Raw genomic sequence first — 21,004 nt, forward strand, 5'->3', positions numbered from 1 at the left:
CCCATCTAATGACGAAACCCCGCGCTTGCCACCGCGTACCTTTCGCGCAGGTGTACGGACCTCCCTTCCTTCGTCACCCCGGCCTTGTGCCGGGGTCCACCAGGCGGCTGGGCGAAGGGACGGAGGCGCCTGGCCTGCGCCGGCGGCACGGTGGACCCCGGCACAAGGCCGGGGTGACGGCTGGACCCAGGACGATTCGTCCAATCGACCGTTGAACCGGAGGTGCTAGAACGCCATCTTCATACCCAGAGGAAGCAGCAATGCCCACCGATCGTGCCCAAGCCTGGAGCGAGTTCCGCCGGATGCTGGTGTGGATCGCGCTGGCCGGCGTGCTGATGGTGATCGGCGCGCTCTGGTATCTCTCGCTCTACGACGCGCTCTATCCTTCGGCGATCCTCGCGGCGATCGGCGGCGTGTTCCTGTCGACCTTGCTCGGCTGCGGGTTGTTCGCCGCAGCATTCTTCAGCGACAAGAGCGGCCATGACGCGAACGTGACCAGCGCCACGCAGCACGACGACGAAGCGGACAAGTGAATTGTCGGCGCGAAACCTTTCGTTTCCCGCTGGCCGCTTGATCCGGACCCGCCCAGGCGCCACATGCGACACATGCTGATCGAGACCGAAGCCACGCCCAACCCGGCGACGCTCAAATTCCTTCCCGGACGGACGGTGATGGAGGCGGGTACCCGCGACTTCGCCAGCCCCGAAGAGGCCGAGGCCTCGCCGCTCGCCAGCGCCTTGTTCGCGTTCGGCGACGTGACCGGCGTGTTCTTCGGCCGCGACTTCATTTCGGTCACCGCCGGCCCGGGAGTCGAATGGCGCGATCTCAAGCCCGACGTGCTTGCGATCCTGCTCGACCATTTCTCGGCGAACATGCCGCTGTTCGGCCCCGGCACCGCCGCGGGTTTCTCGGTTCCGCCCGAGAGCGCCGATTTCGGCGATCATCCCGAAGATGCCGAGATCGTCGCGCAGATCCGCGAGCTGATCGACACCCGCATCCGCCCCGCCGTCGCCAATGACGGCGGCGACATCGTCTATCGCGGGTTCGACGCGGGCAAGGTCTATCTTCAGATGCAGGGCGCCTGCGCCGGCTGCCCCTCGTCGAGCGCGACGCTGAAGAACGGCATCGAACAATTGCTCAAATATTACGTTCCCGAAGTCACCGAAGTCCGCGCGGTCTGATCGCTGGCACCCGAAAGGATTGAACCATGGGCCGTCCCCTCGATGATGCGGGGCTGGATACGATCTTTCGTACCGCGCGCAGCTATAACGGCTACGACGACACCCCCGTCACCGAAGCCGATATCCGCCGCATCTACGATCTGCTCAAGATGGGGCCGACCTCGGCCAACCAGCAATCGGCGCGCTTCGTCTGGCTGCTGAGCCAGGAGAGCAAGGACAAGCTCGCCGCGCTCGCCACCGCCACCAATCCCGACAAGATCCGCAAGGCGCCGGCCACGGTGATCGTCGCGATGGATCTCGATTTCAACGAACAGCTTCCGTGGCTCTTCCCGCACGCCCCCGATGCGAAGAACTGGTTCGCCGACGACGCGATGCGCCACGCCAACGCCTTCCGCAACTCGAGCTTGCAGGGCGCCTATTTCTTGATCGCGGCCCGCGCGCTCGGCTTCGATACCGGTCCCATGTCGGGATTCGACAACGCCAAGGTTGACGCAGCCTTTTTCAGCGACCAGCCCAATCTGAAGTCGAACTTCATTGCAACGCTGGGCCATGGCGACCCTTCCACCATCTTCGGGCGGCTTCCCCGCCCCGAATTCGATCAGTTCAATCGCGTCGTCTGAGGCATTGCTGACGCTCGTCATCGAGACCGCGACTGCCGCCTGTTCGGTGGCGCTGCTCCGCGGACAGGAGATCGTCGCCAGTACGCACGAAGTCGTCGGGCGCGGCCATGCCGAACGGCTGGTGCCGATGATCGCGGCGCTGCCCGATCAGGGCCGCGCCTCGCATATCCTCGTCGATGTCGGACCGGGCAGCTTCACCGGGGTGCGGGTCGGGCTCGCCGCCGCGCTTGGCCTCGCGATCGGCTGGCAGGCCGAGGTCCGAGGCTATTCGTCGCTCGCCTTGCTCGCCGCGACCGGATTCGCCGCGTCTCCGCAATGTCCCGAACTTGCCGCGATACTTGAGGGGGGGCACGGTGAAGTCTTCATGCAATCGTTCACGGCATCGCCACTCACGCCCGAAGGTCCGCTGCAGTCGCTGATTCCCGCGGCAGCCCTGGCGGTGCTCGGGCAAAGGCCGGCAATCGGCAATCTCCGCCATCTCGCCGCGCTCGACCCCGACCGCACCCTGATCGAGGCGCTTCCCCGCGCCGAGGACGCGCGGCTGCTCGCTCACGATCTCGCCAGCCTGCCCCCCCGCCCGATCTACGGCCGCGCGCCCGACGCGAAGACCCTCGCCGAGAGGGGCCTCGCATGACCGGCACGCTCAACCTGACCGAATTGCGCGAAGGCGGCGCGCAGGATCTCGCCGAGGTCAGCCGCATCATGGAAGAGGCGTTCGATCCGCGTTTCGGCGAGTCGTGGACCAGCGCGCAATGCCTCGGCATGCTTTCGCTCCCGGGGGTATGGCTGGTGATCGCCAGCCTCGACGGCCATGATGTCGGCTTCGCGCTCGCCCGGGTGATCGCCGACGAGGCCGAATTGCTGCTGCTGGCGACCCGCCCCGCCGCGCGCCGCCGCGGCGTCGCCGGGGCCCTGCTCCGCGCAGTGATCGCCGAAGCCGGGTCGCGCGGAGTCGCGCAACTCCATCTCGAGGTCCGCGCGGGAAACGATGCCGTGAGGCTATACCGTCGCGAAGGTTTCGAGAAGGTCGGCGAGCGCAAGAACTACTACAAAGGCAAGATGGGGCAGGCGTTCGACGCGCACACCTTTGCACGCGAGCTTGGCTGATTTTTTTCGTAACTGAAGGTTAACGACTTGCCTTCGGTCTACGATGGTCCGATAGGGCCAGCACAGGCGACACTTATAGTCGCCGTAAATTGGGTCGAAGGGAATATGATGGACGGTTCAGCTGACATTCAGGAAACACTCATCACGCTTACCGCAGATATTGTGGCAGCACATGTGAGCAACAATAGCGTTGCAGTTTCTGATCTTCCTGTGCTTATTCAGAATGTACACGGCGCGCTGACTGGACTTGGCCGCGCCGCTGCTGAGCCGGAAGTGAAGCAGGAGCCCGCAGTTTCGATCCGTTCTTCGGTAAAGCCGGACTTTATTGTCTGCCTCGAAGACGGCAAGAAGCTCAAGATGCTCAAGCGTCACTTGATGACGCACTACCAGATGACGCCGGAACAGTACCGCGCCAAGTGGAACCTTCCCGCCGACTATCCGATGGTTGCGCCCAACTATGCCGAGCAGCGCCGCACGCTCGCCAAGAAGATCGGTCTCGGCACCAAGCGCCGCAAGCGCTGAGCCGACTTGCTTCTTCCCCTCCCTCGCGGGAGGGCAAGGGGTGGGGACAGAAAAGGCCGGGGCGCGACGCCCCGGCCTTTTCTTTTGCCGGCACGACGAGAAGGCCGGGCTCCGCGCGCACGCTCCCTTGCGGGGAGGGGAGTGTACGGGCTACATCGGCGCCATGCCGCGGAAAATCGATCTCGAGCAGCTCTGTCATGACAAGGGGCTGCGCATCACCGAACAGCGCAAGGTGATCGCGCGCGTCCTCTCCGACGCCGAGGATCATCCCGATGTCGAGAAGGTCTATGAGCGCGCATCGGCCATCGATCCGGGCATCTCGATCGCCACAGTGTATCGCACCGTCCGGCTGTTCGAAGAGGCCGGCATCCTCGACCGTCACGATTTCGGCGACGGCCGTGCGCGCTACGAACCTTCGCCCGAGGCGCATCACGACCATCTGATCGATGTCGAATCGGGCAAGGTGATCGAGTTCGTCGATCCCGAACTCGAATTGCTTCAGAAGCAGATCGCCGAGCGGCTGGGATTCCGCCTCGTCGATCATCGCATGGAACTCTACGGCGTCGCGCTCGACCGCAAGGTTTGAGCGCGAACGGGAGGAGCCTGTGACCAGCGACCGCCGCGCGGACGCCGCCGCCGGCATCCCGACCCGGCTGACCACGCGCGAGCAGGCGCGGTTATGGGCCCGCGTCGTCTTGCTCCTGCTCGCCGTGCTGACCCATGTGCCGATGCACTATCTCTGGCGCCTGCTCCGCCTGCCCTCTCCCTGGCCGCGCTGGTTCCTCGGCCGTGCCGCGCGGATCGCCGGCGCGCGCGTCGCCAAGATCGGCACCCCGCTCCGCCGCGACGTCTTCTACGTCTCCAACCATCTCAGCTGGATCGACATCCTCGCATTGGGCGGAGCAAGCGGTACGGCATTCGTCGCCAAGGCCGAGATCGGCACTGCCCCGGTGGTCGGCTGGCTCGCGGGGATGAATCGCACCGTCTATGTCAAGCGCGAGAACCGGCTCGGGGTCGCCGATCAGATCAATCAGCTGCGCGACGCGCTCGCAGATAATTGGGCGATCACGATCTTCCCCGAAGGCACCACTACCGACGGCAAGTCGCTGCTGCCCTTCAAGACCCCGATGCTGCGCGTGCTCGAACCGCCTCCCCCCGGCGTGATGGTCCAGCCGGTGCTGCTCGATTACGGCGCGAACAGCGAGGAGATCGGCTGGATCGGGCAGGAGCGCGGGCTCAACAACGCCAAACGCATCCTCGCGCGCAAAGGCGGCTTCGCGCTTGAGATCCATTTCCTCGAGCCCTTCTTCCCCGCCGACTTTCCCGGCCGCAAGGCGATCGCCGCTGAAAGCCGGCGCCGGATCGAGGAAGCTTTGGTGGCGACGCTCGGTCATCCGCTGCGGCCCTTCCGCTATGCCGAGGAGGCGATCGGCTACAAACCCTCGCCGAAATCATAATTGTCACCCTGGCCCACGTGCCGGGGTCCACATGGCGACGAGGCGATAAGCTCGAACCTCTTGTTTCTCGCTTGCGGAGAAGTGGACCCCGGCACGTCGGCCGGGGTGACGGATTGCGTGCGGGAAGCTATAGCCCGCCCCAAATGAAACCGACCCCGAAAACCTTCCACGTCAAATCGTTCGGCTGCCAGATGAACGTCTATGACGGCGAGCGCATGGGCGAGTTGATGGCCGCGCAGGGCATGACCGCCACCGACGACGCCAATGCCGCCGATCTCGTCGTGCTCAACACCTGTCACATCCGCGAACGCGCGACCGAGAAAGTCTATTCGGATATCGGGCGCCTGCGGAAAGGTGCGCGCGAGGCCCACCGGCCCGCGCCGATGATCGCGGTCGCCGGCTGCGTTGCGCAGGCCGAGGGCGCCGAGATCGTCGCGCGCGCCAAGGTCGAAATCGTCGTCGGTCCGCAGGCCTATCACAATCTCCCCGAACTGGTCGCGCAGGCCGCCGCCGGCGCCGCCGCGGTCGACACCGACATGCCCGCCAGCACCAAATTCGGTGCGCTGCCCGCGCGCCGGAAAGTCAGCCCTTCGGCCTTCCTCACCGTCCAGGAAGGCTGCGACAAATTCTGCACCTATTGCGTCGTCCCCTATACCCGCGGTGCCGAGATCAGCCGGCCGTTCGACGCGATCGTCGACGAGGCCAAAGCGTTGGTCGACGCCGGTGCGCGCGAAATCACCCTGCTCGGCCAGAACGTCAATGCGTGGGACGACGAGGCCGGCCGCGGCCTCCACGGCCTGATCCACGCGCTCGACCGGATCGCGGGGCTGCGCCGCATCCGCTACACCACCAGCCATCCCAACGACATGCGCGACGGGCTGATCCGCGCGCATGCCGAGGTCGAGAAACTGATGCCGTTCCTCCATTTGCCGGTGCAGGCGGGGAGCGACCGCGTGCTCAAGGCGATGAACCGCTCGCACACCCGCGATTCGTATCTGCGCATTCTCGATCGGGTCCGCGCCGCGCGGCCCGACATCGCGCTGTCGGGCGACTTCATCGTCGGCTTCCCGGGGGAGACCGATGCCGAATTCGAGGAGACTTTGAGCCTCGTCGATGCGGTCGGCTATGCGCAATGCTTCAGCTTCAAATACAGCCCGCGTCCCGGCACCCCGGCGGCGGAGATGGTCGACGGCTTCGTTTCTGCGCAGGTGATGGACGAGCGCCTCCAGCGGCTGCAGGCGCATCTCAACCGCGATCAGGAAGCGTTCAACCGCGCCACCGTCGGCAAGACCTGCGACGTGCTGATCGAGCGCCGGGGCAAATTCCCCGGGCAGATGCTCGGCAAATCGCCGTGGCTCCAGTCGGTCTATCTCGAGACTAATGCCGCGATCGGCGACATGATCGAGGTCGAGCTCCTCGCCGGCTATGCCAATTCGCTGACCGGGGTGGAGCGGGTGCGCGCTGCGGCGTAAGATCCGCCATCCCGGCGGAAGCCGGGATCTCGCGCGTCTCCTGTTCCGCACCTTCGCCTGAGATCCGGCGTTCGCCGGGAAGACGGTCAGCGCCCCGGCTGTCGCCGCGGCGTCACACCTGCATTTTATTTGGCGCTGTGCATCGCCCTCCCCTGTCCAAGTTGGAAACGCTCTGCCATCGTCATGCTCGACTCATGCGCCACGGAACCCTCCGCACCCGCCTCGGTTTCGCCCTAAGGGGCCGCGCAGCCTTCGCTCGGCGGATTCGACCGTGCGAGGACCGCAACTTTCTCAACTTCCGCCCGCCGCAAGGAGCCGCATGAGCCGCAAGCCCGTCCCCGCCCCATCCGGTGAACGCTCGCGGGTGGAGGTCACGTTCGACAAGCCGCAGCTGCTGCCGCAATTGTTCGGCGAATATGACAGCAACATCCTCGCGCTCGAGGAAAGGCTGGGGGTGTATATCCACGCCCGCGGCCAGCGCGTGGTGATCGAGGGTTCGGCCGAATCGGTCGCGCATGCCCGCGAAGTGCTGCAGGAGCTGCAGGCGCGGGTGATCCGCGGCGAGGATATCGACACGGGGCTGATCGACGCCGTGATCGCGATGTCGAGCGAGCCGATGTTCACCGGCATCGTCAAGGCCGAGGTGCCGGCGGGCGGCGGCGGCACTCCGCCGATCATGATCCGCACGCGCAAGAAGACGATCGTGCCGCGCTCGGTCGCGCAGACGCATTACATGCGCGAACTCGTCTCGAACGACATGATCTTCGCGCTGGGGCCGGCAGGCACCGGCAAGACCTATCTCGCGGTGGCGCAGGCGGTCGCGCAATTGATCACCGGCAGCGTCCAGCGGCTGATCCTGTCGCGCCCTGCGGTCGAGGCGGGCGAGCGGCTCGGCTTCCTGCCCGGCGACATGAAGGAGAAGGTCGATCCCTATCTGCGGCCGATCTACGACGCGCTCTACGATTGCCTTCCCGCCGAACAGGTCGAACGCCGGATCGCCAGCGGCGAGATCGAGATCGCCCCGATCGCGTTCATGCGCGGCCGCACCCTTGCCGACGCGTTCGTGATCCTTGACGAGGCGCAGAACACCACGCCGGCGCAGATGAAGATGTTCCTCACCCGCTTCGGCGCGAACAGCCGGATGGTGATCTGCGGCGATCCCAACCAGGTCGATCTGCCCGGCGGCCCGCCAGCCTCGGGATTGAACGACGCGGTGCGCCGGCTCGAGGGCGTCGAAGGCATCGCCTTTTCGTGGTTCACCGCGGCGGACGTGGTGCGCCATCCGATCGTCGGCCGGATCGTCCAGGCCTATGAGGGCCCCAATGCCTGATCCTGCCGCCGGAGCCGACGCGCGCGCGGTCAATGGCGCGCTGATGACCGGATTGGTGGCGCTGCCGGCGGTCTTCGTCTGGTTCCTGTTGCGCCCCGGCTATGCCAACAGCCTTCGCAAAGTGGTGTTCCTCTATGCTTTTGGTCCGGCGGCAATCGTCTTCGTCACTACGATGATCGAGGCGGCCACCTATGCTTGACGTCGCCGCGCTGCGCGAGGAGCCTTGGCCCGAGGGCGATTGGGAGGCGCTCGCCGCGCGTGCCGCCGACGCGGCAATCGCCCAGTCGCCGTTCGGCGAGTGGCGCGACTGGGCGACGGTGATCGAGATCGCGGTGCGGCTGACCAGCGACGACCAGGTCCGCACGCTCAACCGCGACTATCGTCACAAGGACAAGCCGACCAATGTGCTGTCCTTCCCGATGGTCCAGCCCGACCTGCTCGAGACGGTGACCCAGAACAGCGACGATGGCGAAGTGATCCTCGGCGACATCGTCCTCGCCCACCAGACCTGCGTCGCGGAGGCCGAGGCGCGCGGCGTCAGCGTCGCGGATCATGCCACGCACCTGATTGTCCACGGCGTGCTGCATCTGCTAGGCTATGACCATATGGAGGACGCCGCAGCCGAGGCGATGGAGGATATGGAGCGCGCCGCGCTCGCCAGCCTCGGCCTGCACGATCCGTACTCCGTACGCGAGGACTGAACACGAACATGCCCGAGGGCCCCAGTACCGGACACAGTACCGGCACCAACGAGTCCCCCGAAAGCGGCGGAATATGGCGGGGAATCCGCACCTTGCTGTTCGGCGACGATCAGGAAGAGACGCTGCGCGACCGCATCGAGGACGCGATCGACGAGCATGAGGACGAAGGCGGCAAGGCGCCCGCCGGCGATCTCGCGCCGATCGAGCGCCAGATGCTGCGCAACCTGCTCCATTTCGGCGAGCGCGACGCCGGCGATGTCGGCGTGCCGCGCGCCGACATCGTCGCGGTCGAGGAGACGGTCAGCTTCGACGGACTCGTCCAGCTCTTCGCCGAGGCGGGGCACAGCCGGCTGCCGGTCTATCGCGACGAGCTCGATACGATCATCGGCATGGTCCATATCAAGGACGTGTTCGCGATCCTCGCCACCGGCGCGCCGCGGCCGGAGACGATTGCCGGGCTGATCCGCCAGCCGCTCTACGTGCCGCAATCGATGGGGGCGCTCGATCTGCTCGCGCAGATGCGGTCGAGCCGCACCCATCTCGCGGTGGTGCTCGACGAATATTCGGGGACCGAGGGGCTGATCACGATCGAGGATCTGATCGAGGAGATCGTCGGCGAAATCGAGGACGAGCATGACGATGCGCCGACGGCATTGCTCATCCCGATCGACGGCGGCGGCTGGGACGCCGACGCCCGCGCCGAACTCGAGGATGTCGCCGAGACGATCGATCCGCGGCTCGGCGAGGTCGAGGAGGATGTCGACACATTGGGCGGCCTCGCCTTCGTGCTGGCCGGCCATGTGCCCGCGGCGGGCGAATGCCTGCCGCATGCCAGCGGCTGGACGCTCGAAGTGACCGAGGCCGATTCGCGCAAGGTCACCCGGCTGCGGCTGCACCCGCCCAGAAAGCTCGCCGAGGCCGAGGAATGACCATGCTCAAGCGTATCCTCATCGTCCTCGTGCTGCTCGCGCTGGTCGCGCTTGGCGGCTGGCTGTGGGTCAGCCGGCCCGACAAGGCGCAACTCAGCGAGCAGGCAGTGACCGGCAGGACGCCGCAACTGACCCAGACGCGGTCCGAAAGCGTGCCGACGGTGGGCATCGCGAAGCCGGTCGGCTGGGCGGGCGGCGCGAAACCGACCCCCGCTGCGGGGCTCGAGGTCGCCGCCTTTGCCGACAGGCTCGAGCATCCGCGCTGGCTCTATCGCCTGCCGAATGGCGACGTGCTGGTCGCCGAGACCAATTCGCCTCCGCGCAAGAGCGGCGGGATCACCGGCTGGGTGATGGAGCGGCTGCTCGGCCAGGCCGGCGCCGCCGTCGCCTCGCCCAATCGCATCACCCTGCTGCGCGACAGTAACGGCGACGGCGTCGCCGACCAGCGCTCGGCGCTGCTCACCGGACTCAACTCGCCCACCGGCATGGCGCTGGTCGGCAGCTGGCTCTACGTCGCCAATACCGACGCGCTCGTCCGCTACCCGTTCACGCCCGGCCAGACGAAGATCACCGCGAAGCCCGAGAAGATCCTCGCGCTTCCCGGCGGCGGCAATCACTGGGCGCGCAACGTCGTCGCCGCACCCGACGGCAAGACGCTCTATGTCAGCGTCGGCTCCGCCTCGAACATCGCCGAGAACGGGCTCGAGGCCGAAGGCGCGATCTATGCCGGCGGCCCGCGCGCCAATTTCGCGAAGGACGGTCGCGCGCTGATCCTCGAGGTCTCGCCCGACACCAGATATGCCCGCGTCTTCGCCTGGGGCCTGCGCAACCCCAACGGCATGGCGTTCGAGCCGAAGACCGGCGCCTTGTGGACCGTGGTCAACGAGCGCGACATGCTCGGTTCGGACATGCCTCCCGATTATCTGACCAAGGTCGATTTCGGCGCTTTCTACGGCTGGCCGTGGAATTTTTGGGGCGGCTATGTCGACAAGCGCGTGACGCCCGAACGGCCCGATCTGCGCGAATATACGCGGCGGCCGGACTTCGCGTTGGGCGCGCACGTCGCACCTTTGGGGCTGAGCTTCGCCAGCGACGCGAAGCTCGGCGGCAACTGGGCGAACGGCGCGTTCGTCGGCCTGCACGGCTCGTGGAACCGCGAGCCCAAATCGGGCTACAAGGTCGTCTATGTTCCTTTCGCCGACAACGGCTTCCCGGTGCGCGACGCCAAGCCCGTCGACCTGCTCACCGGCTTTCTCAGCGCCGACGGCAAGACCACCCGCGGCCGCCCGGTCGGCGTGATCACCGATGCGAGTGGGGCGCTGCTGGTCGCGGACGATGTCGGCAACGTAATCTGGCGGGTCAGCGCGGCAACCGCGAAATAAGCTTATCGTCACCCCGGCCCTGTGCCGGGTCCACCGGGCGGCGCCGGCTGCTCTCGAACCGCATGTCCGTCGGTGGCGGCCAGGTGGACCCCGGAACAAGTCCGGGGTGACATCTGGTGCCTATCGGAGCAGCTTGAGGCCCTTGTCGACGAGCTTCTCACGGACCTTCGACGCGAACAAGGCGAGCATCGGCGGCAGATCGACCTCGGCATGCACCTTGTCTTCGAAGACCTGCAGCCGGCTCGCCACTTTCTGGCCCATCGCCGCGACGCTGAAATGGAGCGTGTCGCCCTCCCAGCGCTGCTCGACCTGCCCGCCGCCGGGCACGATCTCGGCGATCTTGCCGACTCCGCCCGCGATGCGCGCGCGGGCGACGTCGCGGCCCAATTTGTGCGGAATATCGACGACGACCGGATCAGCCATTAGCGGGCAAACAACATTGCATCATCCCCAAACGCCTTGAACTCCAGCGCGTTGCCGCTGGGATCGCAGAAAAACATCGTCGCCTGCTCGCCGGCCTGCCCCTTGAAGCGGACATGCGGCGCAATCCCGAAAGATATGCCCGCGGCTTCGACGCGCGCGGCCAGCGCTTGCCAATCCGGCATGGTCAGCACCACGCCGAAATGCGGCACCGGCACATCATGGCCGTCGACTGCGTTGGCGACCGCCACCGGCCTGGCGGCGGGATCGCGATGCGCGACGATCTGATGCCCGAACAGATCGAAATCGACCCAGCTCTCGGCCGAGCGGCCTTCGGCGCAGCCGAGCACACCGCCGTAAAAGGCGCGCGCGGCCTCGAGGTCGTGGACCGGGAAAGCGAGATGGAAGGGACGGAGAGTCATGACACTTCTTAGCCTGCCTCCCGCTACCCGTCACCCCGGCCTTGTGCCGGGGTCCATTGCGCCACACTCGACTGGCAAGAAGCTCTTGCTTTACCCCAAGCCTCGCGGTGGCCCCCGGCACAAGGCCGGGGTGACGAGAGAGGGCCTTCCGCCTCTCCCCCTCGCCAAAAGGATCGGCTAAGCCGCTTCTCGATGTCCTCCCGTCCCCTGCTCACCGCCCTGATCGCCGGCCTGATCTCCGCCACCGGCTTTGCGCCGCTGAACCTGTGGCCGATCGCGTTGCTCGCCTTCGCGGTTCTGCTCTGGCTGACCTGGTCGGCACCGACGCTCAAATCGGTGCTGCTGCGCGGCTGGGTGTTCGGGGTCGGGCATTTCACCGTCGGCAACAACTGGATCCAGCACGCCTTCGACTATCAGGACAAGATGCCGCCTGCGCTGGGCTATTTCGCGGTAGTGCTGCTGGCCTTGTACCTCGCAGTCTATCCGGCGTTCGCGATGGGGCTGGCGTGGCGCTTCGCCCGGCTGGCGCGGAGCCGCGCCGGCCGGGAGAAGCCCGATCTCGCCTTCGTGCTGGCCGCCGCGGCTTCATGGATCCTGACCGAATATCTGCGCGGCGTGCTGTTCACCGGCTATCCGTGGAACCCGCTCGGCGTGATCTGGCTGCCGACCCCGGTCGCCCAGCTCGCCGCGTGGATCGGCACCTATGCCCTGTCGGGTGTCGCCATTCTCGCCGCCGGCCTGCTCTTCCTCGCCTCGCAGCGCCAGTTTCGTCCGCTGCTGATCGGCGCGCCGCTGCTGCTGTTGCCGGGACTGCAGCTGATCGACGTGCCGCAGACTCGCCCGAACGACTGGGTTGCGCCGCCGCATGTCCGCGTCGTCCAGCCCAATATCGGGCAGGAGGGCGTGGGCGATCCCGATTATCCCGAGCGCGTGCTGGTCAAATTGCTCGAATGGAGCGGCCGTCCGGGCGAAGCGTCGCGGCTTGTGGTCTGGCCGGAGGGCACGGTCAATTATTATATCGAGGACGGTTACCCCGATACGCGCTTCTATCGCAGCGGCGATCCTCGCTGGGTACGCACCCGGATCGCCGCGCAGCTCGGGCCGAAGGACGCCGCGCTGATCGGCGGTACCGCCTTGTTCTTCGGCAAGGACGGTAAACTGAGCGGGGCCGGCAATTCGGTGTGGTCGCTCGCCTCCGACGGCACGCTCGGCCAGCGCTACGACAAGGCGCACCTCGTCCCCTATGGCGAATATTTGCCCTTACGCACGCTGCTCGCGCCGCTCGGACTCGCCCGGCTGGTGATGGGCGAGATCGACTTCGTCTCCGGCCCGGGCCCACGCGCGATCGAGGTCCCGGGTTTCGGCAAGGCCGGCATCCAGATTTGCTACGAGATCATCTTCTCGGGCGAGGTCGTCGATCGCCGCAACCGCCCCGATTTCCTGTTCAATCCTTCGAACGACGCGTGGTTCGGCAAATGGGGGCCGCCCCAGCATCTGGCGCAGGCGCGGCTGCGCGCGATCGAGGAGGGGTTGCCGATCCTGCGCTCGACTCCCACGGGCATCTCGGCGGTGATCGACGCGCGCGGCCGCGTGCTCGAATCGATCCCGCACGGACAGGAAGGCGCGATCGAGCTGGCGCTGCCCGAGTCGCTGCCGCCGACGCCCTTCGCGCGGATCGGCAACTGGCTCGCCTTCCTCGTTGCCGGCGCCCTGTATTTGTTCGCGATTGCGTTCCGCCGTCTGGCCCGCTAGGGGCAGGATATAAGGAAAGCTTTATATGGGCATGGCAACGGCCCGGCTTCCTTCCCACGATCGAGGAAAATCATGCGTTCCAGCTATCTCTTCACGTCCGAATCGGTTTCGGAAGGCCATCCCGACAAGGTCTCCGACCAGATCTCCGACGCCATCGTCGACCTGTTCCTCTCGAAGGACCCCGAAGCGCGAATCGCCTGCGAGACGCTCACCACCACCCAGCTCGTGGTCCTTGCCGGCGAAATCCGCGGCAAGGGCATCATGGACGAAGCCGGCAATTGGGCGCCCGGCGTCAAGGAAGAGGTCGAGAAGACCGTCCGCGATACCGTCAAGCGCATCGGCTATGAGCAGGACGGCTTCCACTGGGAGACGCTGCGCTTCGAGAACAATCTCCACCCGCAATCGGCACATATCGCGCAGGGCGTGGACGCTTCGGGCAACAAGGACGAAGGCGCCGGCGACCAAGGCATCATGTTCGGCTATGCCGCCGACGACACGCCCGATCTGATGCCCGCGACGCTCTATTACAGCCACAAGATCCTCGAGCGCATGGCCGCCGATCGCCATTCGGGCGCGGCGCCGTTCCTCGAGCCCGACGCCAAGAGCCAGGTCACCTTGCGCTACGAGGGCAGCAAACCCGTCGCAGCCACCGCGATCGTCGTCTCGACCCAGCATGGCAAGGGCTATGACGCGGGCGACAAGGAAGCCGAACTCCACAGCTATGTGAAGAAGGTCGTTGCCGACATTCTTCCGGCCGATCTGCTTTCGGATGCGACCGAATATCACATCAATCCGACCGGCAGCTTCGAGATCGGCGGCCCCGACGGCGACGCCGGCCTGACCGGGCGCAAGATCATCGTCGACACCTATGGCGGCGCCGCGCCGCACGGCGGCGGTGCCTTTTCGGGCAAGGATCCGACCAAGGTCGATCGTTCGGCGGCGTACATCACCCGCTATCTGGCGAAGAACATCGTCGCCGCGGGCCTGGCCCAGCGCTGCACGATCCAGCTCGCCTATGCAATCGGCGTGTCGAAGCCGCTGTCGCTCTATGTCGACACCCACGGCACCGGCACCGTCGGCGACGACAAGATCGAGGAAGCGATCATGGGCATCGCCAAGCTCGGCGGCCTGACCCCGCGCGGCATCCGCACGCATCTGGGCCTCAACAAGCCGATCTATCAGAAGACCGCCGCCTACGGCCATTTCGGCCGCAAGGCCGAGGGCGACTTCTTCCCATGGGAGAAGACCGACCTCGCCGAGGACCTCAAGGCCGCGCTGGCCTGATCGGATCCGGACGATTCGGAATGGGCCGGGGAGCAATTCCCCGGCCTTTTTCGTTGAACCCTCTCCGCAGTTTTGCGGAACTCGCGTTAACCCTTGGGTAACCGCACTTGTTCACTACAATGGGTGCAAAGGAGCGGGAACGTTGGAGTCGCAGGCAGTGACATCGGAAGTGGAGTCCGGGCAGAGGTCCGAATCAGGCCTCACCATCGCCTTCCAGCCGATCGCCGACATCTCCGGCAATCGCGTCTACGCCTATGAGGCGATCATCCGCGGACCGAATGGCGAGACCGCCGCGCAAATATTCGACTCGCTCTCTCCCGAAGCCAAAGCCACTTTCGACCAGCGCTGCGCTGCGGGCGCGATTCGCTGGGCAATGTCGGCGGGGCTCGGCACCAGCGGCGCACGCCTGCTGATTCCGGTCCAGGCCGAATCGATCGGCTCGCCCGCCGAACATCTCGAACCGATCCTGCGGGTATCGCGCCAGTCCGGCCTGATTCCGGAACGCCTGATCTTCGGGCTCGACGGCTATCGTCAGCTGCCGGGCCGCGAGCTTGCCGAAATCATCGACGTTCACCGCAAGGCAGGTCCGCTGACTGCTTTCGTCGGCCTCGGGCCCGGTCATGCCGGGCTCGCGCTTTGCGGCCGCTATCTTCCCGATCTGGTGATCCTCGAATCCGAACTCGTCAGCGCGATCGCCAGCAGCTGGTCGCGGCGTCTCGTTCTGGAAGATCTCACGCCGCGCATCCGCAGCCTCGGGCTCAAGGTGATCGCCACCGGCGTCGACAGCGAGCCCGTGCTCCAGCGGCTGCGCGGCTTCGGCATCATGCTGGTGCAGGGCGAAGAGATCGCCAGCCCCGCGGTGCGCAGCCTGCCGATTCCGACGCTGCGCCACGCCGCCTGAACCGTCAGCCGGTCGCGCGCCGAAGGCGTCGTGCCGCCACGTCGACCAACGCTTCCGAGACTACCCCGATCACCGCACCGGCGACGACGTCGCTGGCGAAATGCCTGCCGCGCGGAAGCTGGATCAGCGCCACCAGGGTCGCAGCGATCCCGGCCGCGGGCCGCGCCTCCGGATATTCGCGAGTCGCTGCCCTGCTCACTGCCACCGCACCGGCGGTATGGCCCGACGGGAAGCTGTTCCACGGCCCCTCGTCCCTGCGCCCGCCGGCGTCGGTATGCAGCGAATAACGGCCATCCTTCAGCATCTTGTGCGGCCGGGTGCGATTGACGTGGTGCTTGACGACGCTCTTGATCCCGGTCGCCACCAATTCGCTCGCCAGCATCCGCAGCCCGGCACGCAGCAATCGCGGCCGTCGTAGCACCGTGCCGAGGCCGATCGTGGCGATCGATGCAGCGAACAGCGGCGGCTGATCCGCCGCTTCGGCGGCAAGTCCCACTGCGCGCACCATGCGATTCTCCCGGTGCCGCATCAGCGCAGTCGACACCGCGGCATCGACTCGCTCGGCTTTGCTGGCGCGGCGTGCGGCCCTGGGCGTTTTGAGATGTTTCCTTGCCATGGCGCAACAACCCGCGAGCGGCCGTCAGGTTCGACGCGCGACTCCCGGCGGTGCGGAGCGGAACCCCGGAGAATCCCTATCGGTGGGAATCCAATGCGGCGACGCACGGAATGGGCAGCGTTAACGTTAACTAATATTTCAGCTCTCGAACGAGGAGCCCGCATGACCGCCACCAACCCTGCCAGCCTGTCGACCGCCACGCTCAGCCGCGTCGATCCGCGTCTCGATCTCGAGGTCGGCTTCCGCCCGATGGTCGCCAAGGGCGCCGATCGGCCCTTTGCCTGGCAGGCCATAGCGAGCGGCACGGACGGGCGCAGCTTCGCGGCGATCTCGGCCTCCCTGCTTCCCGAGCAGCGTCCGGCACTCGAGGCGCGCCGCATCACCCTGACGCTGGAGCGCGCCGCCACGCTTGGGCTTCATCGCGGCGACGCGCTGATCGCCATCCCGCTCGGCGCCGCAGCAGGGCTCGCCGAGCCGCTTCTCTCGCATTTGTTCCGCGCTGCGCTGGCCAACCATGTGGCCACCGAGCGGCTGGTGGTCGAGATCAGCGCCGATGAACGCGGCGACCTCGATCACGCCGCGGCGCTCGCCGAAGCCTGCACCCGGCGCGGCATCTCGATCACGCTCGACGCCTTCGCCGCCGGGCCGGTCGCGCTCAAGCTGCTGGCGCGCTTCACCCCACGCTTCGTCAAGCTCGATCCGTCGCTGGTGCGTGGCATCCATGGCAGCGCCTCGCGCCGGCTGATGGCCGAAGGCGTGATGCGGCTTGCCCGCAACATGGGGGTCACCGTGATCGCGCGCGGCGTCGAGAATCGCGGCGAGCACGATGTGCTCCACGCCATGGGCGTGCGCCATTTCCAGATCGGCACCGCGGCGCTCCCCCATCCCGACCTCTCTCGCCGCGAACCGCGCGGCGTGACGCCGCCGGTGCACCGCCGTCTCGCCCATCACAACCGCGCCGCTTTCCCGCTGCGCGCCGCGCGTCCCGCCGAAATGGCGCTCGCCGTCTAGGCACCAGGTTGCGTAGCGCCGCAACGGCGCTAACAGGCCGCATGGCCGATCCGATCACCATCCGCCGCCTCTATGGCCGCGCCAAAGGACATAAGTTGCGCCAGGGCCAGGCGGCTCTGGTCGAGGAAATGCTGCCCAAAGTTAGCGTGCCCGAATTCGGCCCGCTCGACGCGCGCGGCCTGTTCGGCGACGACCGTCCGGTCGAATTCGAGATCGGCTTCGGCGGCGGCGAGCATCTCGCCGGCCAGGCAGGGATGCGCCCCGATCACGGCTTCATCGGCTGCGAGCCGTTCCTCAACGGCGTGGTCGGCGCGCTCAACCACATCCGTGACGACAAGCTCGACAATGTCCGGCTGCACATGGGCGACGCGCTCGACGCGCTCGAGCGGCTGCCGGACGCGAGTCTCACCCGGGTCTATCTGTTGCACCCCGATCCGTGGCGCAAGGCGCGCCACGCCAAGCGCCGGATGGTCAATGACGGCCCCCTCGACATGATCGCGGCGAAGCTCAAGCCCGGCTGCGAATTCCGCCTCGGCACCGATGATCCGACCTATTGCCGCTGGGCGATGATGGTGATGAATCGCCGTCGCGACTTCGTCTGGCAGGCGAAAAGCGCCGCCGACTTCCTCACCCGCCCCGCCGACTGGCCCGAGACCCGCTACGAGCGCAAGGCGCGCCGGCAGGGTCACGAGGTCTGGTACTTCACCTTTGTGCGTGGATAGGAACGCGGTAGCGTAGATTTTTCAAGGCGCTGAACGGCGGCAGGCAGGGCATGGCCGCCCAACGCTTGTTGGAGGTTCTTCAGGCAGCCAGCGAGCGGCCTGCAAGAAGCGTCTTGAGATCCGCGGCGCCAATCGGCCTGCTGACGAAATAGCCCTGGACCATATCGCAGCCAATCCCTCGCAGGAATGCGAGGCATTCGGCGTCCTCGACCCCTTCCGCGACGACCTTCAGGCCCAGTTCGTGCGCGAGATCGACCGTCGATCGCACCAGCACGCCGTCGCCGCGATTCTGATGGGCGAACTGAACGAAACTGCGATCGATCTTGAGCTCGTTGAGCGGCAGCTGCTTGAGATAGCTCAGGGTCGACTGACCGGTGCCATAATCGTCCATCGAGATGGCGATCCCCATCTCGCGGAACGAATGCAGCGCCCTCGCCGCGCCCTCGGGATCGCTCATCGCCGCGGATTCGGTGACCTCGAAAGTCAGCCAGGCAGGGTCGACTGCGCTGCGCTCTACCATCGTCCGAAGCGAGGCGATGAATTCGGGCGAATTGAGCAGCTTGGCCGAAACGTTCACCGCGCCGGTCACCACGTGGCCAGCCGCGCGCCAGCTACGCAGATCCTCGATCGTCTGGCCGAGCACGTGCAGAGTCAGCCCGGCGATGCGGTCGTTGCGCTCGGCGAGCGGGATGAACAGATCGGGACGCATGAATCCGCGCGTCGGGTGCTGCCAGCGCACCAGCGCCTCGACGCTGACGATGCGATCCGTGGCAAGGTCGAGCTTGGGCTGATAGACGACATGGATCCCGCCACGCGCCACCGCCTCGTCGAGTTCGCCGAGCAACGAGAGCTCGCGGTCGACCGTCTCGCCATCGTCGGCATGATGGACGTGCCAGCCGCTGCCGGACGCGAGCGCGTGCGCCGCGGCAAGTCCCGCATGCGCGATGGTCCGGTCGTCCGCGCCCGCCTCTTCGGCCAAACCGATCGCGATGGTCACGTCGACGCGACGGCCGGCAACGTCGATCGGATTGAGCATCGCGGTGCGCAGCGTCGCCATCCGCTGTTCCAGATCGGCCTTGTCGTAGCAGCGCCATGCGAGCACGCGATCCTCGATCCGATATATCGTCGAGCCCTGCGACACCAATGCGACGCGATCGCGCACGCGCTTGACGAGTTCGGCGGTCGCCGCCGCGCCCAGCCCGGCAGCGAGCTTCTCATAATCGGCGATGTGCGCGGCGAGCACGGCTTCGCCGGCATAGCTGCGCAGCGCATCGCGGAGCGCGTGGCGATTGGGCAGACCGGTCTCGCCATCGTGCAGACGGCGACGACGGGCGGCGGCGAGGAGCCGCATCGTCACGGCAGCGATTCCGGTGACGGCGATCGTCACCAAAGCGGGCGCCAAGGGGAAGATCCAGTGCAGCAGTCCGTCCAGCGCCAGTCCGGCGCCCATCAGCGTCGCGGGCGCGACGGCCAGTGCGGCCGCCAGCCGGAGGCGCGTCCGCGCATGGACGATCAGCACGCCGAGCGCGAGCGCGAGCACCAGCGGGAGCTGCCATCCGGATTCGCGCGGAACGCCGCGGCGCAGCGTTTCGGCGGCGAGCGCCTGGATCACCACGCCCGGAACGACGCCATGGTTTGGGACCGCATAGCGGTCGCCCAGCTCGACTGCGGTCGCGCCGATCAGAACCGCCTTGCCGCGGACCGCCGCCGGATCGAAGCGCCCCTCGCCGATGTCGACGAAGCTGTGCCGCGGGATCGAGACCGGCGCGATCGCGAAGTCGATGGGGAAATCGGAGTCCGCCGCTCCGCCGATACCGGCGACCATTGCCGATAGCGAAGGGCGCGGCGTTCCGGCGGTGAACGTCCCGACGGGCATGCGCCGGACGAATCCATCGCTGTCGGGCTGGACCGTGACGGCCGCGAGCACCGCATGATCGCGAAGCGGCGCGATGGGCAGCGAATCGGCCCAGTCGGCCGCGCCCGTGCCCGCGTGCTGGCTGAAAGTCGGGAGCACCACTTTGTCTCCTGCCCGGGCCAACGCGGCGGCGAGCGCTGCGTCCTGGGCGGGCGCGGAAGGCGAGGAGAAATCGACGTCGAAGGCAATGCTCGCTGCGCCGGCTTCGCGAAGATGATCAACGAGACGGGCGTAATGGCCGCGCGGCCATGGCCAATGATCGATCGCCGCGATGCTGCGCGCGTCGATTTCGACGATGTGCACCTCGCCGGAGGCGTCGTGCTGGCGGACGCTCCAGCCGAACTGGTGAATCGCCCGGTCGAGTCCGACGCCCGAACCGGAAATGCCCGTGGCGATGCCCAGCAGGCAGGCGAGTGCCAGCGCCGCCATACGCCAGTGATTGCGGACCTTGTTCAGCAAACCCATCGCCACCGGGCGATCCTAGTCAGGGGATGCTAACGGCTGGTCAACGACCCTCGTCGCAACCCTATTTGTCCTTGCCGTTGCCTTTGTCGTCGTTCCCGCCCGCGTTGCCATTCCCGTTGCCACCGGCATTGCTGTTGCCGTTGCCACCGGCGTTGCTGTTGCCGCTGCCCGAATTGTCATTGCCGGTCCCGCCGGCATTGCCGTTCCCGCTGCCGCCGGCGTTGCTGTTGCCGCTGCCCGAATTGCCGTTGCCATTCCCGCCGGCATTGCCATTCCCGTTGCCACCGGCGTTGCTGTTGCCGCTGCCCGAATTGTCGTTGCCGCTCCCGCCGGCATTGCCGTTCCCGCTGCCGCCGGCGTTGCTGTTGCCGCTGCCTGAATTGTCGTTGCCATTCCCGCCGGCATTGCCGTTCCCGTTGCCACCGGCGTTGCTGTTGCTGCTGCCGGAATTGCCGTTGCCGCTCCCGCCGGCATTGCCGTTCCCGTTGCCGCCGGCGTTGCTGTTGCCGCTGCCCGAATTGTCGTTGCCATTCCCGTCGGCATTGCCGTTTCCGTTGCCGCCGGCATTACTGTTGCCGCTGCCCGAATTGTCGTTGCCATTCCCGCCGGCATTGCCATTGCCGTTGCCGCCGGCGTTGCTGTTGCCGCTGCCCGAATTGCCATTGCCGTTTCCGCCGGCATTGCCGTTCCCGTTGCCACCGGCGTTACTGTTGCCGCCGCCCGAATTGCCGTTGCCATTCCCGCCGGCATTGCCATTCCCGTTGCCACCGGCGTTGCTGTTGCCGCTGCCCGAAT

The 21,004-nt window shown here is 66.8% G+C and carries 24 protein-coding genes; 19 read left to right on the forward strand and 5 right to left on the reverse strand.

The genetic code is table 11. The features are described 5' to 3' along the window. The first annotated feature begins 260 nt into the window (after nucleotides 1-260). The 14 genes from Q9Q95_RS02805 to Q9Q95_RS02870 all read left to right on the forward strand — a co-directional run bounded on the left by Q9Q95_RS02805 (nucleotide 261) and on the right by Q9Q95_RS02870 (nucleotide 10,701). A complete protein-coding gene (locus Q9Q95_RS02805) occupies nucleotides 261-533 on the forward strand; it encodes a hypothetical protein (RefSeq protein WP_306093543.1) in 273 nt (90 codons plus the stop codon). A 72-nt stretch (nucleotides 534-605) separates the two neighbouring features. Then, the gene (locus Q9Q95_RS02810; protein ID WP_306093653.1) at nucleotides 606-1,181 is read left to right on the forward strand and encodes a NifU family protein; all 576 of its coding nucleotides are present in this window, start codon (nucleotides 606-608) and stop codon (nucleotides 1,179-1,181) included. Between the two features lie 26 nt (nucleotides 1,182-1,207). Further along, complete coding sequence (locus tag Q9Q95_RS02815; RefSeq protein ID WP_306093546.1) at nucleotides 1,208-1,801, forward strand: malonic semialdehyde reductase; 594 nt, start codon at nucleotides 1,208-1,210, stop codon at nucleotides 1,799-1,801. A gap of 4 nt (nucleotides 1,802-1,805) precedes the next feature. After that, nucleotides 1,806-2,435, forward strand: coding sequence for a tRNA (adenosine(37)-N6)-threonylcarbamoyltransferase complex dimerization subunit type 1 TsaB (gene tsaB / locus Q9Q95_RS02820; protein WP_306093549.1), 630 nt, complete (start codon nucleotides 1,806-1,808; stop codon nucleotides 2,433-2,435). After that, a complete protein-coding gene (gene rimI, locus Q9Q95_RS02825) occupies nucleotides 2,432-2,908 on the forward strand; it encodes a ribosomal protein S18-alanine N-acetyltransferase (RefSeq protein WP_306093551.1) in 477 nt (158 codons plus the stop codon). The genes tsaB and rimI overlap by 4 nt, the downstream gene beginning before the upstream one ends. Before the next feature lie 108 nt (nucleotides 2,909-3,016). Then, the gene (locus tag Q9Q95_RS02830; RefSeq protein WP_306093656.1) at nucleotides 3,017-3,430 is read left to right on the forward strand and encodes a MucR family transcriptional regulator; all 414 of its coding nucleotides are present in this window, start codon (nucleotides 3,017-3,019) and stop codon (nucleotides 3,428-3,430) included. 163 nt (nucleotides 3,431-3,593) lie between these two features. After that, nucleotides 3,594-4,016 (forward strand): Fur family transcriptional regulator, encoded by a 423-nt coding sequence (locus tag Q9Q95_RS02835; protein WP_306093554.1) that lies wholly within the window; start codon nucleotides 3,594-3,596, stop codon nucleotides 4,014-4,016. Between the two features lie 19 nt (nucleotides 4,017-4,035). Next, nucleotides 4,036-4,887 (forward strand): lysophospholipid acyltransferase family protein, encoded by an 852-nt coding sequence (locus tag Q9Q95_RS02840; RefSeq protein WP_371876667.1) that lies wholly within the window; start codon nucleotides 4,036-4,038, stop codon nucleotides 4,885-4,887. Between the two features lie 143 nt (nucleotides 4,888-5,030). Further along, nucleotides 5,031-6,359, forward strand: a complete 1,329-nt coding sequence (gene miaB / locus Q9Q95_RS02845; protein ID WP_306093556.1) for a tRNA (N6-isopentenyl adenosine(37)-C2)-methylthiotransferase MiaB — start codon at nucleotides 5,031-5,033, stop codon at nucleotides 6,357-6,359. A 319-nt stretch (nucleotides 6,360-6,678) separates the two neighbouring features. Then, entirely contained in the window at nucleotides 6,679-7,689 is a 1,011-nt protein-coding gene (locus Q9Q95_RS02850) for a PhoH family protein (RefSeq protein WP_306093558.1), read from the forward strand. Then, nucleotides 7,682-7,888 carry a hypothetical protein gene (locus tag Q9Q95_RS02855; RefSeq protein WP_306093560.1) on the forward strand — a complete coding sequence of 69 codons (207 nt, stop codon included), beginning with the start codon at nucleotides 7,682-7,684 and terminating at the stop codon, nucleotides 7,886-7,888. The genes Q9Q95_RS02850 and Q9Q95_RS02855 overlap by 8 nt, the downstream gene beginning before the upstream one ends. Beyond that, on the forward strand, nucleotides 7,881-8,390 hold the full coding sequence (ybeY, locus tag Q9Q95_RS02860; RefSeq protein WP_306093563.1) for an rRNA maturation RNase YbeY: 510 nt from the start codon (nucleotides 7,881-7,883) through the stop codon (nucleotides 8,388-8,390). Before Q9Q95_RS02855 ends, ybeY begins: the two co-directional genes overlap by 8 nt. Nucleotides 8,391-8,398: 8 nt before the next feature. Beyond that, complete coding sequence (locus tag Q9Q95_RS02865; RefSeq protein ID WP_306093565.1) at nucleotides 8,399-9,319, forward strand: hemolysin family protein; 921 nt, start codon at nucleotides 8,399-8,401, stop codon at nucleotides 9,317-9,319. Between the two features lie 2 nt (nucleotides 9,320-9,321). Beyond that, nucleotides 9,322-10,701 (forward strand): sorbosone dehydrogenase family protein, encoded by a 1,380-nt coding sequence (locus tag Q9Q95_RS02870; RefSeq protein WP_306093567.1) that lies wholly within the window; start codon nucleotides 9,322-9,324, stop codon nucleotides 10,699-10,701. A gap of 120 nt (nucleotides 10,702-10,821) precedes the next feature. Here Q9Q95_RS02870 and Q9Q95_RS02875 read toward each other — a convergent pair whose 3' ends face one another. Together Q9Q95_RS02875 and Q9Q95_RS02880 are read right to left on the reverse strand one after the other, a co-directional pair. Then, nucleotides 10,822-11,124 (reverse strand): polyhydroxyalkanoic acid system family protein, encoded by a 303-nt coding sequence (locus Q9Q95_RS02875; protein ID WP_306093569.1) that lies wholly within the window; start codon nucleotides 11,122-11,124, stop codon nucleotides 10,822-10,824. Further along, nucleotides 11,124-11,543 carry a VOC family protein gene (locus Q9Q95_RS02880; protein ID WP_306093570.1) on the reverse strand — a complete coding sequence of 140 codons (420 nt, stop codon included), beginning with the start codon at nucleotides 11,541-11,543 and terminating at the stop codon, nucleotides 11,124-11,126. The genes Q9Q95_RS02875 and Q9Q95_RS02880 overlap by 1 nt, the downstream gene beginning before the upstream one ends. Nucleotides 11,544-11,735: 192 nt before the next feature. On the opposite strand from Q9Q95_RS02880, the gene lnt reads away from it, so the two are divergent. From lnt to Q9Q95_RS02895, 3 genes are all read left to right on the forward strand, one after another. Beyond that, entirely contained in the window at nucleotides 11,736-13,295 is a 1,560-nt protein-coding gene (gene lnt, locus Q9Q95_RS02885; RefSeq protein ID WP_306093572.1) for an apolipoprotein N-acyltransferase, read from the forward strand. 72 nt (nucleotides 13,296-13,367) lie between these two features. After that, nucleotides 13,368-14,579, forward strand: coding sequence for a methionine adenosyltransferase (gene metK, locus Q9Q95_RS02890; protein ID WP_306093575.1), 1,212 nt, complete (start codon nucleotides 13,368-13,370; stop codon nucleotides 14,577-14,579). A gap of 142 nt (nucleotides 14,580-14,721) precedes the next feature. After that, complete coding sequence (locus Q9Q95_RS02895; RefSeq protein ID WP_306093578.1) at nucleotides 14,722-15,480, forward strand: EAL domain-containing protein; 759 nt, start codon at nucleotides 14,722-14,724, stop codon at nucleotides 15,478-15,480. Nucleotides 15,481-15,484: 4 nt separating this feature from the next. Here the strand turns inward: Q9Q95_RS02895 and Q9Q95_RS02900 are convergent, their stop codons facing one another. Next, entirely contained in the window at nucleotides 15,485-16,096 is a 612-nt protein-coding gene (locus Q9Q95_RS02900) for a phosphatase PAP2 family protein (RefSeq protein ID WP_306093580.1), read from the reverse strand. Nucleotides 16,097-16,258: 162 nt separating this feature from the next. Between Q9Q95_RS02900 and Q9Q95_RS02905 the strand changes: the two genes are divergently transcribed. Together Q9Q95_RS02905 and Q9Q95_RS02910 are read left to right on the forward strand one after the other, a co-directional pair. Next, complete coding sequence (locus tag Q9Q95_RS02905; protein ID WP_306093582.1) at nucleotides 16,259-17,107, forward strand: EAL domain-containing protein; 849 nt, start codon at nucleotides 16,259-16,261, stop codon at nucleotides 17,105-17,107. 41 nt (nucleotides 17,108-17,148) lie between these two features. After that, on the forward strand, nucleotides 17,149-17,829 hold the full coding sequence (locus Q9Q95_RS02910) for a tRNA (guanosine(46)-N(7))-methyltransferase TrmB (RefSeq protein WP_306093583.1): 681 nt from the start codon (nucleotides 17,149-17,151) through the stop codon (nucleotides 17,827-17,829). Nucleotides 17,830-17,908: 79 nt separating this feature from the next. Here the strand turns inward: Q9Q95_RS02910 and Q9Q95_RS02915 are convergent, their stop codons facing one another. After that, a complete protein-coding gene (locus Q9Q95_RS02915; protein ID WP_306093661.1) occupies nucleotides 17,909-20,209 on the reverse strand; it encodes a bifunctional diguanylate cyclase/phosphodiesterase in 2,301 nt (766 codons plus the stop codon). A gap of 61 nt (nucleotides 20,210-20,270) precedes the next feature. Then, nucleotides 20,271-21,004: hypothetical protein (locus Q9Q95_RS02920; RefSeq protein WP_306093585.1), on the reverse strand; the 734-nt coding region annotated here is incomplete at its 5' end.

Origin of the sequence: Sphingomonas sp. DG1-23, assembly GCF_030730875.1 — a bacterium.
In the GTDB taxonomy this organism is placed as follows: domain Bacteria; phylum Pseudomonadota; class Alphaproteobacteria; order Sphingomonadales; family Sphingomonadaceae; genus Sphingomonas.